We start from the raw sequence: 22,834 nt of genomic DNA on the forward strand, positions 1-22,834 counted from the left end.
CTTTATAAATTTTCATAAGACAACCATTCACTGTGTTCATCCTCAAATCCTCGATATTGCAAAAATCGCTTCTGCTTTGCCCAAGACAGATAATCTTCGGGCTTTTTGCCTGCAAATTTTTTTACCCAGGTACTTTGAGCTAATGCTTTCCAATCTTGGTTTGGAATATCACCCAACGTCTGCGCAATTAATTCTTCTGACACACCGCGCTCACGTAAAGCTTGCTCTATTCTTCGTGGACCAAATCCTCGCCGAGTTCTAGCTCGACAATATTGCTCGGCAAATCGTTGATCAGAAAGCAATCCACTTTTCATCAATGAAGCAAGAGTCCTGGGAATATCGTCTTCGGCAAAACCTTTCATTCGCAATTTGCGAGCCAACTCAAACTGCGAATGTTCACGTCGCGCTAACAAATCCATGGCACGAAGCATGACGGCAGAAGCAGAAGACGATTTCGTCACTCAACTATTCCCTTTACAATTATGCTTCTTCGGGCTCTTCAATCACTTCAGCTGCAGCAGAAGTTTTTGTAGTAGGTACTAATAATTTTGCGCGAAGTGCAGCATCAATTTCCTTCGCCATTGCGTGATTTTCTTTTAAAAAGACACGCGCATTATCTTTACCTTGACCAATTCTTTCGCCTTTATAGCTGTACCAAGCACCTGACTTCTCTACGAACCCGTGCTCAACACCCTTATCGATCAGCTCACCTTCCCATGAAATGCCTTCGCCATAAAGAATATCAAACTCAGCCACTTTAAACGGAGGTGCACATTTGTTTTTAACCACCTTAACTTTGGTTTCACTTCCCAAAACTTCATCACCTTTTTTGATGGCGCCAATCCGGCGAATATCTAAACGAACAGAAGCGTAAAACTTTAATGCATTACCACCCGTTGTCGTTTCAGGACTTCCGAACATCACGCCAATCTTCATACGAATTTGGTTAATGAAAATCACCAAGGTATTTGTGCGCTTAATGTTGCCGGTGAGTTTCCGTAATGCTTGAGACATTAATCGAGCTTGTAGGCCCATGTGCTGATCGCCCATCTCGCCTTCAATTTCTGCTTTAGGCGTTAAGGCAGCCACCGAGTCGATGACAATAACATCCACTGCACTTGATCGGACCAACATATCAGCAATTTCTAGTGCCTGCTCACCTGTGTCCGGTTGAGAAACAAGCAATTCATCAACATTCACACCCAGTTTTTCAGCATAAGCTGGATCTAACGCGTGCTCTGCATCGACAAACGCCGCCGTTCCACCGGCTTTTTGACATTGAGCGATGACCTGTAAGGTTAAGGTTGTTTTACCAGAAGACTCAGGTCCGTATATTTCCACCACACGACCTTTAGGTAAGCCGCCAATTCCTAGCGCAATATCCAACCCCAAAGACCCTGTAGAAATCACATCAATGCCTTGAGCGATACTCGGATCACCCATCAACATAATTGATCCTTTGCCAAACTGACGTTCAATTTGAGTCAGCGCCGCGGATAGCGCCTTCTTTTTGTTGTCATCCATCATAGTTTCATCCCCTCTCATTGTGAATTAGTTTATTACCTATCAGGTCCATTATTCCACGATATTTAAAAGATTCCTACTCGTTTCATTAAGGAAAAATTTCAGATATGATTTATTCCAACGTTGATGATAAACCGCTAGGGAAAAATGATGACATCAGATGAAATCACCAATAATCAACATACTCCCATGATGCAACAATATTTACGCATCAAAGCTCAATACCCTGATATATTATTGTTCTATCGCATGGGCGATTTTTATGAACTCTTCATGGAAGATGCCCTTCGCGCCCACCAATTACTAGACATCACGCTTACCTCGCGTGGAAATTCGGGTGGGACACCCATTCCGATGGCAGGAGTCCCCTACCACGCAGTTGATGGCTACTTGGCGAAACTCATCAAACACGGCGAATCAGTTGCCATGTGTGAACAAGTAGGCGATGTAGCTACTAGCAAAGGCCCCGTCGAACGCCAAGTAACGCGAATTGTCACGCCCGGTACAGTTTCCGAAGAAGCCCTGCTCGAAGAACGTCGTGACAATTTATTAGTGGCCATTTTCAACAACAAGGAACGTTTTGGCGTCAGTTTCATTGATGTCACTTCCGGTGCCTTTGCGCTTTTACAACTCGTATCGCCAGAGAATCTTTTAGCAGAATTAGAACGACTCCAACCCGCAGAAATTTTAATCAGTGAAGACAATACTTTCGAACCACTCGTTGCACATTTTAAAGGTTTACGTCGACGTCCCGTATGGGAATTCGATTTAGCAAGCGCAAATCGGCAGCTCTGCGATCAATTTGGCACACAAGATCTGTCGAGTTTTGAATGCGCAGATTATCCACTCGGATTATGTGCGGCAGGCGCATTGTTGCAATATGTTAAATATACACAGCGTGGTGCTCTACCCCATATTCGATCGCTGAAAATTGAACGTCGTGATCAATGTGTTTTACTCGATGCAACCACTCAGCGCAATTTAGAAATTGTGCACAACTTAGCCGGCGGAAAAGAATTTACGTTGGCCTCAGTGATCGACAAAACTGCAACTCCAATGGGATCACGATTACTCAGACGTTGGCTGTTGCGACCTATACGAGATCGTGTTGTATTGCATGAACGTCAATGTGCCATTGCAACTTTTAAAGAAACGCGTCAATTTAGCGCTCTTCAATCGCATTTTAACACCGTCGGCGACATCGAAAGAATTGGTGCACGTATTGCATTACGTTCTGCACGTCCTCGAGATCTCGTGACATTGCGAAGTACATTAGCGGTGCTTCCCGCTTTGAAACAAGCTCTTTCACATTTTGAAGATCGAAAAATTCAATCATTACATAATCAATTAGGCGAATACTCAGCATTACATCAACAATTATCAGACGCTGTAGTTGAAAATCCTCCCGTTGTAATTCGTGACGGCGGAGTCATCGCAACCGGTTATGATGCAGAACTGGATGAATTACGTTCACTCAGTGAAGAAAGCAACGATTTTCTTGTGCAACTTGAAATTCGAGAACGTCAACGCACCGGAATTAATACATTAAAAGTCGGATATAATCGCATTCACGGATATTATATTGAGTTGACTCGCGCACAAAGCGCGCAAGCTCCCACAGAATATTTACGTCGACAAACACTGAAAAATGCTGAACGTTATATCACGCCCGAATTAAAAGAATACGAAGAAAAAGTATTGGGTGCAAAATCAAAAGCACTCGCTCGAGAAAAAATGTTGTACGACGCACTGCTAGAAACGTTATTAATTCACTTACCCGAATTACAAATTACCGCTCACGCACTCGCAGAATGTGATGTATTAATTAATCTCGCTGAACGAGCGGACACACTTAATTATGTCGCACCACAATTAACTGACGAACCTGGAATTACATTAAGGGAAGCCCGACATCCTGTTGTTGAAACCACAGCCTCCTCACCTTTCGTGCCCAACGATCTTCAACTTGATCCTAAAACCAGTTTATTAATTATCACTGGACCAAACATGGGGGGTAAGTCCACGTATATGCGACAAACGGCACTGATCATCTTGCTCGCTCACATTGGGAGTTTTGTTCCTGCCGAATTTGCTAGCATTGGCCCCATCGATCGCATTTTTACGCGCATCGGCGCTGCGGATGATTTAGCAGGTGGTCGCTCCACTTTTATGGTGGAAATGACTGAGGCTGCAACGATATTGCACAATGCCACAGAAAATAGTCTTGTTTTAATGGATGAAATTGGTCGGGGCACGAGTACGTTTGACGGACTTGCACTTGCGTGGGCCACAGCAGAACATTTAGCTAATCACAATAAATCACTTTGCCTTTTTGCTACGCATTATTTTGAGCTCACGACATTGCCTGAAGCTTTAACTAATATCGGCAATGTACATCTGAATGCTGTAGAACATGGTGATCGTGTGGTTTTTTTACACCGAGTGAATCCAGGTCCTGCTAATCAAAGTTACGGAATTCATGTGGCTCAATTAGCCGGTGTGCCTCAATCAGTGATTCGACGAGCAAAACAAAAATTGCGCGATCTTGAACATCACACTATCACTCAAAAAGCCTTACAACCCCAACAAGGTGATTTGTTTGTACAGGAACAACATCCTGTTATTACTAAATTACAGCGAGTAAATCCAGATCAACTCAATCCGCGAGCAGCAATGGATTTGATCTATGAATTAATAGATTTAATTGAGGAAAAAACCTCCGTATAAAGATATAGGGGCCCGATCTAAGTTTGACGAGCTCTGTAAGAACTTATCAAACTTAGGTCGGGCCGCTTAACTTCAAATTACAGGCAGATAAACTAATGAAAAAAAATGGTGTTACTAAAGAAATAATTACTGAAGATACGTCCTTAGTCCTCAATAAGAGCGATGACGATGACGAAGATGAAGTGACTACAACTGAAGAAGCGAGTGAAGATGATGAAGATGCAAAAACTATTCACTATTTTAATTTGATATACACTGAAACACTCAGAAAAACATTTAATCAAAAATATAATTCTATTGCTGAACTAATATCGAAGTTAAAAGCTCATAAAGATACTCGCCTTAATAAATTAATAAATCATCTTGTCGAAGAGGAAATCACCGGAAATATAAGCCTTAGGGCTCTTTCTAAAATATTGATGAGATTTATTCTTAAATTAATTTCTCCTATGAAAATTAAACCCAATATTGATAAAGATAGAGCACACTTAAAACAACGCGATTTTTTAAGATTTTACTTGAAATTATTCAAATTTACTCCAAATTCTACCATAGTAGAAAAGAGTAGTAAAAAATTTGGATATAACATTATCATGATGGCCTGTGAGAATTGTGAAAATCCCTATTTATTAGATCTTCTTGTTAAAGAGCTAAAAGGTGATATTAACGAGACTTCAAGAGATGAGACTAGATGTACTCCACTCTATATTAGTTGTGAAGCAGGTAATCTAGACGCGGTAAAACTATTAACGAGCTTCGGGGCAGAAGTTAATCTTGGAAGATGTACCGCATTAGGAAGTGCACTCAGTGAAAAACATCACGAGATAGTCCAGTTTCTGTTATCTCTACCAGAATTAGCTCCTACACAGTTGAGTGATGGTATTTCGCCGTTTTTATTGGCAGCTCAATATGCCACAGCACAAAACTTTTTGACACTTATGACAAGAAAAGGTGTTGACCCTAATATTATAACGGTTAACAATGAATCTGCATTAACTCTGGCTTTATTAAGAGGCTATAAAGGTTTGGCCGATAAAGAACGTGATAATATCGTCAGAATATTACTGAATTCATCTTGCTTCACCGTAGATTGCAATTTGGTGACTAATGGCGAAACAGCTTTATTTATCGCTTCTCGGATGGGTAATTTGTTTGCCGTGAATAAATTGGTAGACGAAGGCGCAAAATGTAATTTTGTTGCTACCCGGGGACATTATAAAGGACATAGCGTGTTGAGTATCGCCGTGTATGAAGGATACCTGGAAATTGTTGAGCGATTAATTGATGTCTGTGAGTTAGATTTTATCAAACCTATCGTTGCAGCTAATTTGACTGATCAATATACATTACTTAATTTAGCTTTTGCTAGCCAAAAATCAAGAAAAGAGAACAAGAATACACATGAACGAATTTATTTGTTATTACAAAAGCATTGGACTAAAACTCACCCAGAACAAGTACGAACACATATCAATAAACTTATTAAAGATGAGAAACTTAATGAGCTTAGACGTTGGAAAGAATTCATTCTCTCAACGAGTAGCCTTATACCAGATACTGAAAACACGCCGCTACATACAGCCAGTGCGAATGGAAAAACAAAATCGATCAATTTTTTGATAACGGATATTCATGTTCCAGTTGATCCTCAAAATAAAAAAGGCGACACTCCACTGCATGTAGCCTGCAGAAAAAAACAATCAGGAGCTGTATCACAACTCCTTACTATTGGAGCTGATCCTAAAAAACAAAATAATGATAAAGAAAACCCTTTCACTATTGCTAAACTCTTAAAATCTGAAGCTTGTGTTAGGGCATTTGTTGAATATAGCTTCAATATGGGACATCAATTGCCCAGTGCAGAATCCGCACGCGCAGATAATGATGAGTTGCTTGCAAAAATTATTGACGAATTCCTACCACCCGCACCAGAAAAACCCTCAGAGAACCCTGTAGTTGAGGATTTTCCCCAAAAAACAAAGAAAAAACGTAAAAAAAAGAAAAATCGGAATAAGCGTGAATTGATTGAAGCTGCTACAAACCAAGAACACACTGATGTGAAAAATCTAACGTATTTAGAGCACAATACTCCCCAGGATGATGCTGTTGTAGTGGTTGAATTAGAATCAAACGAAATACAAGACCCACATAACATAAATGAAGTAGAAATTACCCTTCCTCTACTCAGTCATGAAATGAATGATCCAAAAATTGACTCACAACGTAATTCAACTGAGGGTCACACTACTCCTCCTCTTCCTGCAGAAGATTCACCTAAAGCCACGCATCAAGATATTGAGACACAAAATAATTCAGCAGAAGGTGATAGTACCCTTGAACTTTCAGCTGAAATTATGGCACCAGAAATAGAGGGTCAAGAAGAACCAGCTCCTGAACAAATCATCCCTATTGAAAGTGAATTAAACGACATCGTTGATGAAGAAAATTCTTCATATAGTAAGCAATCAACCTCTCAAGAACTTTCTCCTAAAGAAATTCAATCTCCATCACCACAACCAGAAGATGAAGATGGGCATTCCATTCCTGAAGATAAGTCGCAAGAAGAAACTGAAAATGAATCTAAAGAAGATCAATCTGAAGAAGATTTTTTAGCTGTCTCTCGTGAAGATGAATCAGAAGAAGAAACAAATAACTTACCGGCCGAGGACCCATCACTAGAAAAAGTGGCGATTTTACCTTCACCCCCACCATCACCCCTTAGATCTCGATCCTTTTTTTCTCATACTATCAGACCTACACCTAATGTCGATTTCAATGCAAAATTATTTTCTGAGTTGAAAGATGCTATTGAAAATGAATTTCGCTACATTCTTAGTGATCCGGCTCACGTTTTTGTAAAAGCATCACTGCAGAATTTAATAGATTATTATCAAAGACTCAAATATTTTGCAATTATAGAAAAGATTTCTGAAGATTCACCTGTTCTCAGTTTCATTCGTGAGCTTCGCGATCACACTCTTCTCTACGGGCTTGATATAAACAGAAATGTAAAACATTGGCAATCAAAAGCTATTAAATTATTCCAAACCATGTTGGATAGGGACGGTATCTTTCAACTTGATTATGTTCAAACAAACGAGTTTAGTGCTGGATATTAAATCTGCCCCCTTAAGTTTCCAGAATATACATCACTAACTATCCTCTTTTACATACTCTTTAAGAGACTTCAAAAGATCCGTAATTTCTTTAGGAGTTAGCTCTTGCCATGACCCTTGAGGTAAACGTCTTGGAAGTGCAACAGGTCCATAACGTACTCGAATCAGTCGGCTGACTGTGATGCCTTGCGCTTCCCAAAGTCGTCTCACGATGCGATTGCGGCCTTCTTTGACTATCACATGATACCAATGATTGGAGCCTTGCCCGCCTGCATCAAGAATATTTTCGAATTTTGCAAATCCATCTTCTAAAGTAATTCCGTCTTTTAATTGTTTAAGAATATCTAAGTCAATCGCACCAAAAACTCGAACAGCGTATTCACGTTCTAAATTTGCCGAAGGATGCATTAATTGATTCGCAAATTCACCACTATCCGTAAAGATTAGTAGTCCTGCTGTATTATAATCTAATCTGCCCACAGCAACCCAACGTCCCCCTGGTAATTTGGGCAGCGCTTGAAATACTGTTGCACGTCCTTCTGGATCTTTGCGAGTACACACTTCTCCAGCAGGCTTGTGATAAAGTAAAACACGAGGATTTTTAGAACTCTCAGGAAATTTAATTAACCGACCATCCACTTTAATTTTATCGCGATCTGAGACTCGCGCTCCCAGTTTTGCTACTGTGCCATTCACTTCAATGCGACCCTGAGAAATCCATGCTTCCAATGTACGGCGTGAACCTAAACCTGCTCGTGCTAATACTTTTTGTAGTTTTTCTGTATTCATTACGATTCAGATTCTGTTAATTCAAGCTCGCCTTCCATTTTCTCATCCTCATCAACTAATTCATTATCATCAAACTCTGTGGATCCATTAAAATCGCTATTTCTTTCAATGCTATCTTGTTCTTCATCAGACATTTCAGTCTCATCATCTTCTTGCAAATCATCTGAAGCTAAGATTTCTTCTTCCTCTTCATCTAATTCATTCATAGTTTCTTCTACTTCTACTTCGATTTCATCTTCCGCCATTTCACTGTCTAGTTGAGCACTATTTTCTTCAAAATTATCTTCAGTCAATGAATGCTCATTTAACTCATCTTCCTCTGCATCGTTATTGATTTCAGCATCATTTTCTACCGCCAATATGGATTCTGGTTGTGCATCCTCAGAAGCTTGTGTTTCATGGGCAAGATCATTTGTTAATTCAGTTAACTCAGCTGTACTTTCCTGCGGGTTTGCAATATCTAAATTTAATTGCTGTATTTCTCCGTCAATTTTATCAAGATCTTGAAGCTCTGCTAAAGTCGGCAATTCACCAAGGCTTTTCAAGTTCAAATCATTTAGAAACTGTTTCGTGGTCGCATACAGTGCTGGACGACCTGGAACATCACGATGACCAATCACTCGCACCCATTCTCTTTCTTCGAGTGTACGCATAATTTGTGTGCTTACAACAACACCACGTACTTCTTCAATTTCTGCACGCGTGATAGGTTGGCGATAAGCAATTAATGCCAGCGTTTCTAATAATGCGCGAGAATAACGCTGTGGTTTTTCTGCCATCGTACGTTGAATCCACGGTGCTAAATCAGCGCACACTTGAAATCGATAACCTGTAGCGACTTCCACTAATTCAATTCCACGTCCACGATAATCATCTGCTAAGATTGTTAGCGTATCAATGATTGCACGTTCATTCACATTTTCTTCAGGTGTAAATAATTCAGCGATCTTTTTCGCTGGCTGTGGTTCACGATTCATCAACAGTGATGCTTCTATAATTCGTTTAATTTGATCTACCGATAATTCCACCAGAATTCTCCTATGCAACTGCCTTAACATGAATTGGAGCAAAAGGCTCAGCTTGAACAATTTCAATCATTGATTGTTTTAACAATTCCAAAACTGCAATAAAACTCACTACCACACCTAACCGACCTTCAGAGCAATCAAAAAGATCACTGAAACGTGTAAATTCATCAGATCTGATTTTGTGTAAAATATCAGACATTCGTTCGCGTAGTGATAATACCTCTTTTTCAATATGATGATGTGCATTTAATTTTGCACGTTCAAAGACTTTGACCAGCGCTGCTAATAATTCTTTTAAATCGACTTGCCCCAACGCCATAGGAGCTGAAATTTCACCCGAATCGACTGCGCTGATTGGGAAGAAATCTCTGTCCATTCGTTCGAGATTATCGATATTTTCAGCTGCTCGCTTAAATCGTTCATATTCTTGCAAACGTCGAACCAATTCTGCACGAGGATCGGTTTCATTATCTGCCGCATCTTCGGCTGACCGAGGCAACAGCATTCGAGATTTGATTTCAGCCAACATAGCGGCCATCACGAGGTATTCAGCCGCCAACTCAAAATTCATAATATGCATAAGCTCAACATACGATACATATTGACGGGTAATCTCAGCGACAGGGATATCCAAAATATCGAGATTTTGGCGCTTAATCAGGTATAACAGCAGGTCTAGAGGGCCTTCAAATGATTCCAAAATCACCTGCAGAGCTTCTGGTGGGATGTAAAGATCCTTGGGTAAAGCTGTGTAAGCTTCACCCCGAACCAGCGCAATAGGATCTTCGGCTTGCAGCTGCTCGTTCTCAAGGTCTATTGTCATCTCTATACCACCAAAAAGTAAACAAACATCATACCAGTGCTAGAGGTGAGCCTCAATAGAAAACCTCTGATCTGGCTTGACTTTCTATAGCTAATTGACCATTAAACGTGATATTACCACGGGGATTTGCTAAAAACACAGGCTTAGGTCAGGTCTGGCCCTGCTTTAGGGCTAAACAGAGCTTTGAGGCGGGCCTTGCAACCCAATTACTCTTAGCTGGTGCAGAAGCCTACTGTTGATGAAGACCGCATGCTTATCGCTAAGATCATCGTTCTTTTTCATTTACATATTTTTCACTTAACAGGTAGAGCCCAACCTTCAACAATTTTTCCATCTTCAATTCGATGATAAAATGCTTCTTTAAAGTGGACTTTTTTACCATCGCTCACTTGAGTTCCATCACCTTCAATATAAGTTGCTACCATCTCATTATCAGCGACCATTAATTTAATGGTCCAGTGAATATCAGGAAATGCCTTGTATACTTTTTCAACAACATTCTCGACATGCTCTCTTCCATGAGTAATCTTTCCATCAGATGAATGATGCGTGTAATTATCTGCAACGAGTTTTTTGATCAAAGCAGTATTTTTATTGTTCCACATATCTAAAAAATAGGATTGCATTATCGTTTTATTACTCTCAGAATTCGATGTATTAGCGTGTGAAGTGGCGTTAATTGCCATAACAATACCTCCTATTAAGAGCAAAATTACGAAAGTGAATATAATTTTGTAAAACGCATGCGACATTAAAATAGCCTCTAACGAAAATCGATTCAGTTAAATTGATATTCTTATGTTTAATGATTTGCAGCTCTAAGTCAAGATCAATGAAATGCAGTCCCACACATGCTAGAGCTCATGAGTAGCATCTCTAAGTTTCATTGTTCGGAGTACATCAGAATGGAACATCATATTGTATACAGAAAAAACGACTGGTGGATTAATTAATATTCTAGAAAGCTAATATATGCTAGGGATCAAACTGAGGTTTGATCCCTAGACACATTCCTTGATAATTGTCTTTAACAGCCCTGTCATAAATGACTCACTTTATGAAACGCTGAACAAAAAGCTAACACCTAGCATCGCTAGATCAACTGTTGGCGTACCAAAATGTGAGCTCTCAGGATCACCAAAAACGTGGATGTATGAAGCATCTATGGCAATATTCCTGTTGAAATAATAACTGACGGTAGCGCCAGCAACAGGTCTGATTTTCCAGTTAGATACATCATTTAACCCAACAGATTCAGCAACATCATTAGCATCAAATTTCCACTTCACGTGTGCAGCACCCGCTTTCAAATCAGCTCTTAAGCCAGTATCGCCAAAAGGCATACCTACTTTTAAAAGTAGATCCAACTGCGTCGTTTTGACATCACCAAAGTTATCAGGTAATTCTGTACCCGCTATCATCGTGAAGCCAGTCTCTACTCCAAGAAATGGATTAATTTGATATCCTACGTATGCACGACCCGCAAGTTCATCTTTTCTGAAATCTTTGCTTAGAAAAGCGTCGAGATCATAATGAGAGCGTGTGTACCCGCCTTGAACTCCTAGGTATATTCCTGAAGCATTGTATACTCCAGAACCATCACCATGTGGGAATGCTGGCATAGACATGCCTAAAGTAAATAATGCAGCTGAGGCAATCAACAATTTATTGCTACTCATACTCTTCTCCTTTTAAATTAAAATTATGTAAAACAATCCAGTTTTACCTAATTACACTATCACACAATAATTATTTTTACAACTAAATAATTATGCATATTTCGACTTTATTTATTTTTGCTAAATTTATGATTTCGTCATTTAAGAATGCGTTTCTAAATACCTACTATACTTACAGCAAGACTAACTAAAGGTGAAATGTCCTTAGCACATTGATTTTAACAATCTATAATCAACGTTATTGAATCAGACTGCTTAACAGCTTTTTATCTTAATTCGCTTGAGATCTGTAAAGAAAGTAATGATATACATCTGAATTAAATTCAAATTTATATCTACATTTTTTCTTCAAAAGGAGGATATTATGAGATATTTCATCGCGTGGTTACTGGGTGTGCCATTTGGGTTGCTAGTTATTATTTGGTTATATAATCATATTTTTTAATAGTGGATACTTTAAACTAGATTCTAGAATTACCCTTAACTTCAGTATCTGTTGGCTGCAGGCCTTTATCTGGGGCATTTTTTAGGTATTCACTGGATAAGGAGCTGGCTAATTTTACCAGCATAGCGTTCATTGACTCGCCTTCCTTGCCCTTAGATTTTCGAGATGGGAAGCGATTATCCTTTAGGGCCTTAGCAATTTTCGCAATAGCCGGTTCAAGATGCTCTACTTTGCCGCTATCAACGTATTTACTAATGTCTATACCAATATTATAAATAAAATCTCCCGAGGCTTGAGCAACTGATTTTTCTCCTGGTTTTCTAAAAAAACTAAATTGATATTGAAGCTTATCAAATAGTGCATTCTGTTTTTTTCTGTCATCAAGGTATTTCATTGCTATTCCGTCATCTTTGAAATAGTCATCGAATAGTTTTTTCCTCTCATTAAATTTTTGTTCATCCATTATCAGTCTACCGAGTTTTTCACTGCCTTCTTTAACACACAACTTCGCCACTTCTATTTCTTTCTGATCAGCAGAATCGGGTTTATTGGGCTCACAATCGGCATACTCGCTACCTAACTCATCGATCTTCACAATTAATTGTTGAGCTTCCCCCACAAGACTGTTGGCTTCTTCGATATTCTTCTTTTTGAGGCTTTCATTGAGGAGCGGGATGAGTTTTTTAAGAGAGATTAATAGCGGCTCTAATTTACGATGATAATCACCGAGTTCCTGTTGAATGGTTTTATCAAGTTGCTCTGATTGATCTTGTATTTTCTTCTCAACTTCCAGGATATCCGTCTGTGATGCAGACTCAGCGCCACGTATCTCGCGAAGTTTTCCAATATAGTCATCACAATAAGAAGCAATGGCTCCCAATCGCTTATTCGCAAGGTCCATCAGTTTTTGAACAGCCTCTTGTCGTTGTTTTTTTGCTTCATCGAGTAATACGAAGGAGTCACAGATAATTTCTAATTTCTTTTTTTCTTTATCATTAAGGTTTAATAAACTCGCCATTTTGTCAAATTGAGCTTTAGGATAGGGAAATTTGATTTGTGCCGCCTGATCGATAAATGACTTTAAGGGCGACAAATTTCGTATGTTACTTAAATCCTGGTCTATTCTTTGGTTGTCTTCGAGGATCTTCTTTTGCTGTTTTAGCTCTTCTATAGCGGCTCTTAGAGCTGCTGGTCGTTCCCCTACCGGAGTGTTACGCTTTCCATCCTTCATTTGTGAAAGTATGACTGCTTCTTTTTGTTTCAGCTCTTCTAGAAGCGCTTGTTGCTGTTGTACGGTTTCGTCAAATTTACTAAGGTAGTCGGTCAATGTTTTTAGGGTAGCGTCAAAATATTCAACAATAGGCTTAGTATCCATTTTAATCTCTGATGCTGATCTGGCAGCCATTCTATCTCGCGCTTCTTTCAAGGTCTCTATATCATCTTCTATCGTTTTTCTATCTGCTTTTGCCTTTGATAATTGTTCTTGCTGCGTCTTTATAAACGCCAGAAGTTGATCAGGAGAAGTTTTTCGATTCCCTTCCATCTCTGCCAGTTCACGTTTAATTTTCTCAGTCAGTAAAAAAAAGGGTTGATGGCTTGCTAGAACGTTGGTTGCAGAAGATTTTAATTCTTTGATCATTTTTTCAAATTCAGTTTCGCGGGCGTGCAGGGTTTGGGTTATTTTTTCTGCTTCTGTAAGAGCCGATTTCACCATACCACTAACCAAACCAGGTAATTCCTTTAGGATGGCATCTTTGTTTTCAATGAACGTTGTTAAAAATTGATGATATGTTTTAGCTAATGCATGAGTGGTCGGATCAACAACGAGTGAAGCGTAGCTTGCAGTTTGGTTTGGCTTAAGATTTCCCAATTCGTCGAAGTGTAATTTGTCGAGATATTCGATGTTAGCAATAATAAAACTCGATTGACTTATTGCTAATCGTCCTTTTTGAAACGTGCCGTCTGTCTCCAAAATTTTCTTGACCACTGTCGCAAAGTTCCACATGGCCTTACCTGCTCGGAGCCGATAATTACTAAGGGCCACCGGGTCAGTTAGGGCCTTCTGTGAATCACTGTGCTGCACTTTGCCTTTACTATCGTGGATACCGTGCTCGGAAAGATCAAAGATCTGACCATTTTGCACTTCGAAACCTTGCTCTTTAAGAATGGGGGCCAAATCATCAAGCATCTTTTGTAACGCTGAAGCTATCGTTTTCTCTACGGACATGTCGCTCTCCTTCATACCATACGTTCTACACTTACAGTATAGACCATAAAGATTAAGAGACAATGAAAGCAGAAACCACTATTTATAATAAATATCGCATATAAATACTATTTATTTATAAAAATTGCAGGTTGAATGAAGATTTAGAGTATGGGTATTAGTCTAAAAGTCTGGGGCTGGCAAACGTTCTCGATAGTTCTGAAATAGTTGCTCCAAAGCCCTTACCTTCGCTTGGCATGAAACTTGGGGATTCGTAAGAAAATCGCCGAATCTAGAATTGTTTTCATCAAATTCGAAGGGACTAACCATGCTATTATGGCCACAAGTACAATATTGCCAACCATTTTGAGAGCTACGATGGAGAATGAGCACTCTATTTTCGTTAAAATCGCCTCTTAGCATAAGGCATACAAACGTGCGCCCTCGCTGATCCCAACCATATTGAACAGGATGAACTAGCTTATTCGTATTAATGACACAGAAACGATTGTCTTGCATCACTTCAGGAATAAATTCTGAGATACCGGAACATGTGTTCATTTTTAAAAAGTACTGTATAAAATCCGGGAAATCATTAATATTACGCTGATTATTTTGGACCCCGTTTTGTACTGCCATATCTGCTGTAGATTGAAAAAACGCCGCTTTTGTTTTGGATGCGCCAACTATTTTTTCATCTTCACTACGATCACGCTTCATAAATATCTCCTCTTTTCGGGGTAGCCTCTTCTACTTCTCACCAATATAGTTTATACAACAGTCAGGCTAAAATGTAATTCTTATTTAAATGGTAGACTTCTTTCATGCTTAGCGGGTTGTTCATTTATTTGGACTCGAATAAGTTCTGTAGTACCTGGGGGCAAAAATGCGTGATCCTTCATATCATTTTCCAGATAATGTAATAATAATATTAATTGATCAGGATCACTTTCAATATCTAACACTAAAGACTCAGGAGGATCTTCAGGCATATTATACAAGATTGGCTGACGCCCCTCTGTGTGATCTAACGCTTGTCCCGCAAGTTGGGTCCAGAGACAGTTACAATCTTTATCGTTTCTTGTATGTAAATATAAATGTTCTTTGTCATCAGAGAGCTCAATTTTAGAAATGAGTACTTCTAGATTATGTTTCATATTCTTCCCCTCGTACGTTGTAACCTATAAATGCATGACCTACACGGTAGTATAATTAGTATTTTGGTAAATTTCAACAAGTTATTTGCTAAAATTTACTGTCGCCAAGGACCGAGTCTGAGTAAAATCAACAGTCTTAAAGGGGTTTGGTTCTTTGGTTACATTATTTGTATCAGGTATTGTTTTATTCAACCGTGGCACAACTAGTTCAAGATAGGCTGGGCGATTATTAATTGGAGAAATAGTAATCGGATGAGGCTGATTCGGATTTTCGAGATTTCTCAACTGACCAACATCGAATTTCTGTACGTGCCAATTATCATTATCCTTTACATAAAGACAACAAGTATCACTATCCCTTAATTTTACAATACAACCTACCATATTTTGATTTTCCTTTAACTCAGCATCTAATTTTGTCATTTCTGATCCGGGTATTGGTATTTTGTCCACCACTCTATACATAAATTTATATTCATCCGCTACATACTTACCATCGAAACCAGCATCATTACGATAATATATATACTCACTACCTTCGATTTTGTGTTCAAATATTTTTTCGCCAGGATCAATTTTACAGTCTTTGAATGCTGACTCAACATCTTTGAGAAATGGCTCCCATTGATCTAACTTTGGACCTCCATTAAATGTGTACACTGCAATAACTTTACTAGCTTCTGAAGGATGCTCTGGTTTCACAACCTTAGCCTGACCAACTTTGTGTTTAATCAATAGTGGCAAAAGGACATCCCAAGCTTTTTCTACATTTTCAGAATTTTGAGCAATCGATAAATGAAATTTCCAGCCCGCTTCTTTCATCATCGGGGTTTCTTTATTTTGCTGAGCAGGCGTTACCGTCCATTGAGGGCGATCTTGCTCTCGGGGAGGGGGCTTTGCGCGATTCTGAAACATTGCCCTTCGATCTTGTGCAGAGGGTTTTGATGATTCCGATTTATCGATAGGTATAATCGAAAATGAGACATACCCCCCACTATCAAACCGTAACGCTTTATTGATACTTTGATCATCGTGTTTGAATGGTATAGAACTCTGACCCTGTGCTTTCACTATTTTTTTGTACGTAAACTGACTGAGTTCGCTTTGTTGTAAAATTTGCTCGTCTTTCTTTTGCATACACGTGCCCTACTTTACCTACAATCTAGCCCGGAAATAATAGAGTTTTATTTTCTCGCATACATACGTATATTATAGCATACCAACCGCTGTTTAACCGCAAGCCATTCCCGGACCAATAATAGTTACCATTCAACTTCTTGAGATAATTCAAAACTATCTCAGAAGAGGAGACCCCATTTTAATAAGAAATTGAAGAAATTCCTTTCCATACTGTGTGATATAATAACTGCTCTCATTATGGGATATTAATTGATTCAAGTTTAAAAAATTTACAAACTGGTCAAAAGAATATTCTTCACCTTGATATCTTTTTTTCCATTCATCATAAAAAACAGTCAAATCTGATCTTGGCCAGGGCTTGAATTTATTGTTAAGAAACAATAGTAATTTTACCTGCTCTGGAAAAGTTATCCTCTCCAACAACAGCATTCTAATATTGACTTGTGAATTTGCCAAATGGTAGACGAGTATTTCGGCAGTCTTTTTTAACTTCTCACCGCTAAGTTGAATCATGATGTTTTTTTTCTCATCACACACAACTGGACTCTCATATGATTCGAGGTATTTCGACCCTTGTGAATCTAATGAAGTTAACTGATCAGTTGGTATATTATCCAAAGGCCCTTTAAGTTTAACGTTAACACCAAGAAAATTGAGCTCACTATTTTTAGATAAAGCCGAAAGAAGACTGCTGATATCACTCTGAAATTTCCAAATAAAAATTGTTGCTACAGCGGGCCATAATGCATGTGAAATCAATTGTGAAATCAATGAGGTTAATTCCATATTAGCTCCTAATTAGGTTATATAATGTAATTATAGCAGGATTATCAGTAATCGAATTTACTAGGCTATAAGCAAAAACTGTCGTAATTTTTTTGCTCATTTAGGTCTCAATAAAATGGATTATAGTATTATGGGCACTAACACTGGACTTTTAAAGCATTTACATGGACTGTCAAAATCAGCCTAAGCGGCGCCTTGACAAGGTAATGCAAATGCATTACACTCATAGTATGAGGTATTATATTTGAGGAGAGATGACATGAGCGTATTATTGCACGTCGAGTCTACTTTGACCGATCGCTATCAAACCACCATTCCTGAGCCAATCCGTATTGCTTTGCATTTAGGAAAGCGCGACAAAATCACCTATATAGTTCAAAAGAATGGTAAGGTGCTGATGTTTCGCACCACTGAAGAGGATCCAATTCTTGGCGACTTTTTATCCTTTCTTGCAAAAGATATTCAGGAAAATCCGTCGCATCTTCGCGCACTGAGCCCAGAGTTAGTTAATCGCGCGCGCAAACTTGTTGCTAAAGTTAAAGTTGATTTAGATACACCCTTGCCTGATGAGGATGAGTAAAATTGTCAAAACCTCAGGCATTAGTCGTAAATGGATGGAATATATTTGTACATCCACTGTTTTTAGATCAATACGAAGATCTATTACAGCAAGTTCAAAAATATCAGAAAAAAGATCCTGTCAAATATAGAGAGAAAAATGCAACTAAACGACTGGCTGCAATTACAGAACTTGCGTTTGAAAAAATCCCTCACGATCCATCAAAGCCAGAATATAGACTCGGAACAACGCTGGGGGAAGAATACAAACATTGGTTCCGCGCAAAATTCTTTCAGCAATACCGATTAGTTTTTAGGTACCATCTTAAAAATAAAATAATTGTTTACGCCTGGGTAAATGACGGGGAAACTAAGCGCGCATACAATAATAAATTAGATGCTTATCTAGTATTTAAAAAAATCTTAGCAAGAGGATATCCTCCAGATGACTGGGATTCTCTTCTTAAAGAAGCGAAAACTGAATCGAAACGATTAACAAAAATAAATATAAATAGACTGGATAATGATTGCTCTAAAGAATTAAAGAGCTAACTTGTTGATTTAATTACAAAATACCTTTTCCCTGCCGAATAATTGACGCCTCGCCGCTGGTTAATTCAACAACTGTGGTGGGTTCAATATCGCAATATCCGGAATTGACAATGATATCAACCCGATTATCGAGCCGCTCAATGATTTCATCGGGATCAAATAGGGGGTCTTCGCTACCAGGAAGAATCAAGGTCACACTCATGATCGGTTCATTCAAGTCTTTCAAAAGAGCCAGGGCCACTTGATTATCGGGCACTCGAATACCTATGGTTTTACGTTTGGGGTGCTGCAACCGCTTGGGAACCTCGTTTGTGGCATCTAAAATGAAAGTAAAGGCTCCGGGAGTATGGGCTTTAAGAAAGCGATAAACGGGATTGTCGACTTTGGCGTATGTAGCGATTTCCGATAGATCGCTGCAGACTAAGGTAAAGTTGTGACCTTCTTCCAATTCTCGCAGTTGACGAATGCGCTCTAACGCCTTCTTATCGCCTATTTGACAACCAAGGGCGTACGCGGAGTCCGTAGGATATACAATCACACCCCCTTGGCGTATGCAATCCGCTGCTAATCTAACCAATCGAAGTTGGGGATTATCCGGATGAATGTTAAGAACCTGTGTCACAAAGTTACTCCATTGTCGTCTACTCTCTATTGAGATCGATTAAAATTATAGCTGATTTGAATCAAATGTTCCTGAGAAAGAAAGTAAAACCTTAGTCTCTTGATTTCCTTTAAGTCGGCGTGAGAATTCCGACTGTCTTTCCGAAAATGGCTCGGTCGGGTCCCCCTCGCTGCGCCCAGTAGTTTCCGTTAAAACAGGAAACTACTTCCTGTTATTGTTGATCAATTTGAACTAAGTCCAAATTGACCACTTAGAGGGGAGAAACACTTCTCCTCTCTAAGAACACCCCAAGTGTAATGATGTATTTCATTACCTTCAAGAAAGTCGGATTCTTCGCCTACGCGACTCAAGATAATATGAATCTTATAGCGTCATAGCAAATTGAAAAACTAGCTATATTTCTTACTACCCCATTCCCTCTTACTCTTAGTTCATCCTTGTGATAATATCTGGGGATTAACGATGATCACACGAGGCGAACACTGCATGAAATTATTATTTGATTTTTTACCGATCTTATTTTTCTTCATCGCATATTTTTTATTCGATATTTATGTTGCAACGATGGTCGCGATGGTTACATCAGGATTACAGGTGTTGAGTTTCTGGGTTAAATTTCGTCGTTTTGAAACCATGCAAGTCGTCACTTTTTTAACGATTTCTATTTTAGGTTCTGCAACAATTATTTTTCATAATCCTTTGTTTGTTAAATGGAAACCAACAGTTATTTACTGGGTTTTTGGTGTGTTTTTTATAGGCTCACAATTTTTCGGCAGCAAACCATTTTTGCAACGACTGATGGATTCAAAAGTTTCTTTACCTCATGCCGTTTGGCAAAAACTTAATTTCTCATGGGCAATATTTTTTATCGTGTTAGGATTTGTGAATATCTATGTTGCTTATCATTATAGTACCAATGTTTGGGTCTACTTTAAATTAATTGGCGCGATGGGGGCGACTTTATTGTTTGCACTAGCACAAAGTATTTACATGATGCGCTATTTAAAAGACGATAATGATACTAAACCCTCTTCTGCAACGGGAACATTATAATGAACGCAAACGATCGAATTACACTTATTAGAGAGTGTCTTACACAAGCACTTTCTCCTCTAAAGCTTGAAGTCATTGATGAGAGTCAACACCATGCGGGACACGCGGGTGCAAGCACGGGTATGGGACATTTTGCCCTTGCGATTCAATCACCGCAATTTAAGGATAAAAGCCTTGTGGAATCGCATCGATTAATTTATCAAGCCCTAGGCACACTGATGGAAACCGATATTCACGCGCTGAGAATTACCATTCTAAAAGACTAAACGCTGCCCATTGAATTACTGGGTGGAACCAATGAAGGTTTATCACCACCTGTAATATCTCCTGATGACCTCGGTACTGGGTAATATTCTTCTATTTTATTATTACTCAAAGAGGGAGGAACAGCTATTGGATCAGAAAAATACGCATCTGTGCGAAGATATCGGCGTGAAGGATCATAATTCTTATAACTTTCGCTCATGCTACTGCAGCCTGTAATAATGATTGTTCCCACTAAACAGGGTACCGTTAAAAACCGTGTAATATTCATCTTAAAACTCCACTAATGTAATCATTGCCTTAATTAACCTACAGAATTATAGCACACCCACTTTTGTTAGCGCTTCCCTAACAATACTTTGCTTAGAATGATTCAGCTGCGTTAATGGCAAACGAATTCCCGCCGGAATTTTACCCATTTCAGATAATGCCCATTTTGTAGGAATAGGATTGGTCTCAACAAATAAATCCGTATTTAAAGGATTTAATTGTTGATTAAGTTTTTCAGCCTTCTCTAAATTACCTGATAAAGCCGCGTCACTCATCTCGCGCACTAACTGAGGGGCTACGTTTGCGGTGACTGAAATCACACCTTTTGCTCCCTGTTTCATGTACGCTAAGGCATTAATATCATCACCACTGAAAATATCAATGATGGGTTTGGAAGATAGATTTGCAGTTTCAGTCAATGCTTGCATAAGTTGCGCTGGGCGTTGCGGATCAGGACTGGCTTCTTTTATGCCTACTATATTAGAGATTTTACTTAATCGCGCTACGGTTTCAGGTAATAAATCACAACTGGTTCTGCCGGGAACGTTATACAATATTTGAGGGACTGCAACGGCTTCTGCAACGGTTTTGAAATGTAAATATAAGCCTTCCTGAGTCGGTTTATTGTAATAAGGTGTGACCAACAAACAGGCATCAACACCCAAATCCATCGCTTCTTGAGTATATTGGATAGTGATTTGAGTCGAATTGGAACCTGTACCAGCAATAACGGGAATACGTCCTGCGGCGGTTTCTACTGCACGACGAATGACTTGAGTGCGCTCCTCATGAGTAATGGTCGGAGATTCGCCGGTTGTACCTAGCACTACAATACCATTGGTGCCGGAGGCAATGTGCCACTCTATCAATTGGCTCATGACATCCAAATCTACAGCGCCGTCAACCTTCATCGGCGTGACCAACGCTACAATACTCCCATGAAACATCCCATCTCTCCTAATTTGAAAACCACAATTATATAATGGTATCGTATAATCTAGCTTATAGCCATCCAGCTATGTTAACCTTAGCGGTTCAATTCAGAAAGAAATTATAGGTGCCCCATGATTGTACTAACATTATTAGCTATTGCTGAAAAGGCTAAAAATCCTCTGTTTTTAATGGCCAATTTGTGCAGCCAACATCAGTGCAACATATTGAATTGCTACATGTCCACAATGAGTGGTCAGCAATGTTTCATTATGATGGTCGGTGGCAATTGGAGCGATATTGCAAAACTCGAATCCGCTCTACCCGCTTTACAATCTGAGCATGGCGTATTATTTATCAGCAACCGCCCGCCCGCTTCCAGCGCAGAAGAAGGATATTTGCCTTATAACGCTCAATTAATTGGCGTTGATGCTCCGGGCACATTGGTCACGGCACTTCAATTTTTTATCACTCAACAAATTTCTGTCGATGCCGTTCGATCTGATACCATGAGTTACAATAATACACCGATCACCACAATCACTCTGGCCATCAATGTGCCTGCTAATTTAAGTATTGCCGATTTACGTGATCAATTTTTACTTTTATGTGATGAGATCAACATCGACGGAAACATAGAACCTGATCGACGATAATCATAGATTCTACAATAGAGATACACGGAGGAGATAGTATGACATCAACTGAACCCACAAAAGTTCTTGACCAAGATTTTCCTGCAACGGATGGCAGCACCATCAATTTGAAGAAATTAAAAGGAAAATTCGTTGTACTGTATTTTTACCCTAAGGACAGCACACCCGGCTGCACCATTGAGTCAAAAGCGTTTAGAGATCTACACAACGAATTTGCGGCTAAAAATGCTGAGATAATCGGGGTTTCACGAGATACTATAAAATCACACGAAAAATTCAAAACCCGATGCGAGCTCCCTTTTCCACTTATCGCCGATGAAAAAAGTGAACTATGCCACTATTTTGGTGTAATCGGCGAAAAAACGCTGTTCGGAAAAAAATTATTCGACGGATTAATTCGCAGCACTTTTCTCATCAACCCTGAAGGAAAAATAATCCAGTCGTGGAGAAAAGTCAGCATTAAAAATCACGCTCAAGAAGTTCTGGATTCAATTCCAACTGTGAATTAA

23 protein-coding genes are annotated in these 22,834 nt (G+C 39.2%); 8 read left to right on the forward strand and 15 right to left on the reverse strand.

What is annotated here, in order from left to right:
* Positions 1–2 precede the first annotated feature (2 nt).
* Together K2X50_06840 and recA are read right to left on the reverse strand one after the other, a co-directional pair.
* A complete protein-coding gene (locus tag K2X50_06840; GenBank protein MBX9586958.1) occupies positions 3–431 on the reverse strand; it encodes a recombination regulator RecX in 429 nt (142 codons plus the stop codon).
* A 49-nt stretch (positions 432–480) separates the two neighbouring features.
* The gene (gene recA / locus K2X50_06845) at positions 481–1,524 is read right to left on the reverse strand and encodes a recombinase RecA (GenBank protein MBX9586959.1); all 1,044 of its coding nucleotides are present in this window, start codon (positions 1,522–1,524) and stop codon (positions 481–483) included.
* A gap of 150 nt (positions 1,525–1,674) precedes the next feature.
* On the opposite strand from recA, the gene mutS reads away from it, so the two are divergent.
* Together mutS and K2X50_06855 are read left to right on the forward strand one after the other, a co-directional pair.
* Positions 1,675–4,251 (forward strand): DNA mismatch repair protein MutS, encoded by a 2,577-nt coding sequence (gene mutS, locus K2X50_06850; protein ID MBX9586960.1) that lies wholly within the window; start codon positions 1,675–1,677, stop codon positions 4,249–4,251.
* A gap of 95 nt (positions 4,252–4,346) precedes the next feature.
* On the forward strand, positions 4,347–7,370 hold the full coding sequence (locus K2X50_06855) for an ankyrin repeat domain-containing protein (GenBank protein MBX9586961.1): 3,024 nt from the start codon (positions 4,347–4,349) through the stop codon (positions 7,368–7,370).
* Positions 7,371–7,403: 33 nt separating this feature from the next.
* Here K2X50_06855 and K2X50_06860 read toward each other — a convergent pair whose 3' ends face one another.
* The 10 genes from K2X50_06860 to K2X50_06905 all read right to left on the reverse strand — a co-directional run bounded on the left by K2X50_06860 (position 7,404) and on the right by K2X50_06905 (position 17,420).
* Positions 7,404–8,156 (reverse strand): pseudouridine synthase, encoded by a 753-nt coding sequence (locus K2X50_06860; GenBank protein MBX9586962.1) that lies wholly within the window; start codon positions 8,154–8,156, stop codon positions 7,404–7,406.
* Positions 8,156–9,214, reverse strand: coding sequence for an SMC-Scp complex subunit ScpB (scpB, locus tag K2X50_06865; GenBank protein ID MBX9586963.1), 1,059 nt, complete (start codon positions 9,212–9,214; stop codon positions 8,156–8,158). The genes K2X50_06860 and scpB overlap by 1 nt, the downstream gene beginning before the upstream one ends.
* Positions 9,195–10,007, reverse strand: a complete 813-nt coding sequence (locus K2X50_06870) for a segregation/condensation protein A (GenBank protein MBX9586964.1) — start codon at positions 10,005–10,007, stop codon at positions 9,195–9,197. Before K2X50_06870 ends, scpB begins: the two co-directional genes overlap by 20 nt.
* Positions 10,008–10,300: 293 nt before the next feature.
* Entirely contained in the window at positions 10,301–10,693 is a 393-nt protein-coding gene (locus tag K2X50_06875) for an ester cyclase (GenBank protein MBX9586965.1), read from the reverse strand.
* Between the two features lie 369 nt (positions 10,694–11,062).
* Complete coding sequence (locus K2X50_06880; GenBank protein ID MBX9586966.1) at positions 11,063–11,686, reverse strand: outer membrane beta-barrel protein; 624 nt, start codon at positions 11,684–11,686, stop codon at positions 11,063–11,065.
* Between the two features lie 461 nt (positions 11,687–12,147).
* A complete protein-coding gene (locus tag K2X50_06885; protein ID MBX9586967.1) occupies positions 12,148–14,358 on the reverse strand; it encodes a hypothetical protein in 2,211 nt (736 codons plus the stop codon).
* Positions 14,359–14,520: 162 nt separating this feature from the next.
* Positions 14,521–15,057 (reverse strand): hypothetical protein, encoded by a 537-nt coding sequence (locus K2X50_06890; protein ID MBX9586968.1) that lies wholly within the window; start codon positions 15,055–15,057, stop codon positions 14,521–14,523.
* Positions 15,058–15,137: 80 nt separating this feature from the next.
* Complete coding sequence (locus tag K2X50_06895) at positions 15,138–15,494, reverse strand: hypothetical protein (protein ID MBX9586969.1); 357 nt, start codon at positions 15,492–15,494, stop codon at positions 15,138–15,140.
* Positions 15,495–15,575: 81 nt separating this feature from the next.
* Entirely contained in the window at positions 15,576–16,631 is a 1,056-nt protein-coding gene (locus K2X50_06900) for a hypothetical protein (protein MBX9586970.1), read from the reverse strand.
* 156 nt (positions 16,632–16,787) lie between these two features.
* Positions 16,788–17,420, reverse strand: a complete 633-nt coding sequence (locus K2X50_06905; protein MBX9586971.1) for a hypothetical protein — start codon at positions 17,418–17,420, stop codon at positions 16,788–16,790.
* A gap of 259 nt (positions 17,421–17,679) precedes the next feature.
* Here K2X50_06905 and K2X50_06910 point away from each other — a divergent pair, with 259 nt between their 5' ends.
* Both K2X50_06910 and K2X50_06915 read left to right on the forward strand, forming a co-directional pair.
* Positions 17,680–18,000, forward strand: coding sequence for a type II toxin-antitoxin system PrlF family antitoxin (locus tag K2X50_06910; GenBank protein MBX9586972.1), 321 nt, complete (start codon positions 17,680–17,682; stop codon positions 17,998–18,000).
* A gap of 2 nt (positions 18,001–18,002) precedes the next feature.
* Positions 18,003–18,530 carry a type II toxin-antitoxin system YhaV family toxin gene (locus K2X50_06915; protein ID MBX9586973.1) on the forward strand — a complete coding sequence of 176 codons (528 nt, stop codon included), beginning with the start codon at positions 18,003–18,005 and terminating at the stop codon, positions 18,528–18,530.
* A 13-nt stretch (positions 18,531–18,543) separates the two neighbouring features.
* Here K2X50_06915 and K2X50_06920 read toward each other — a convergent pair whose 3' ends face one another.
* Entirely contained in the window at positions 18,544–19,152 is a 609-nt protein-coding gene (locus K2X50_06920; protein MBX9586974.1) for a threonylcarbamoyl-AMP synthase, read from the reverse strand.
* A gap of 486 nt (positions 19,153–19,638) precedes the next feature.
* Between K2X50_06920 and K2X50_06925 the strand changes: the two genes are divergently transcribed.
* Positions 19,639–20,205 carry a septation protein A gene (locus K2X50_06925; GenBank protein MBX9586975.1) on the forward strand — a complete coding sequence of 189 codons (567 nt, stop codon included), beginning with the start codon at positions 19,639–19,641 and terminating at the stop codon, positions 20,203–20,205.
* Positions 20,205–20,471, forward strand: a complete 267-nt coding sequence (locus K2X50_06930; protein ID MBX9586976.1) for a BolA family transcriptional regulator — start codon at positions 20,205–20,207, stop codon at positions 20,469–20,471. The genes K2X50_06925 and K2X50_06930 overlap by 1 nt, the downstream gene beginning before the upstream one ends.
* Here K2X50_06930 and K2X50_06935 read toward each other — a convergent pair.
* Positions 20,468–20,740, reverse strand: coding sequence for a hypothetical protein (locus K2X50_06935; GenBank protein ID MBX9586977.1), 273 nt, complete (start codon positions 20,738–20,740; stop codon positions 20,468–20,470). The two genes, K2X50_06930 and K2X50_06935, sit on opposite strands and share 4 nt — an antisense overlap.
* A 46-nt stretch (positions 20,741–20,786) precedes the next feature.
* The gene (gene dapA / locus K2X50_06940) at positions 20,787–21,686 is read right to left on the reverse strand and encodes a 4-hydroxy-tetrahydrodipicolinate synthase (protein MBX9586978.1); all 900 of its coding nucleotides are present in this window, start codon (positions 21,684–21,686) and stop codon (positions 20,787–20,789) included.
* Between the two features lie 117 nt (positions 21,687–21,803).
* Here dapA and K2X50_06945 point away from each other — a divergent pair, with 117 nt between their 5' ends.
* A complete protein-coding gene (locus K2X50_06945; GenBank protein ID MBX9586979.1) occupies positions 21,804–22,325 on the forward strand; it encodes a hypothetical protein in 522 nt (173 codons plus the stop codon).
* Between the two features lie 38 nt (positions 22,326–22,363).
* The gene (locus K2X50_06950; protein MBX9586980.1) at positions 22,364–22,834 is read left to right on the forward strand and encodes a peroxiredoxin; all 471 of its coding nucleotides are present in this window, start codon (positions 22,364–22,366) and stop codon (positions 22,832–22,834) included.

Source organism: Gammaproteobacteria bacterium, from assembly GCA_019748175.1.
Classification (GTDB): domain Bacteria; phylum Pseudomonadota; class Gammaproteobacteria; order JAIEPX01; family JAIEPX01; genus JAIEPX01.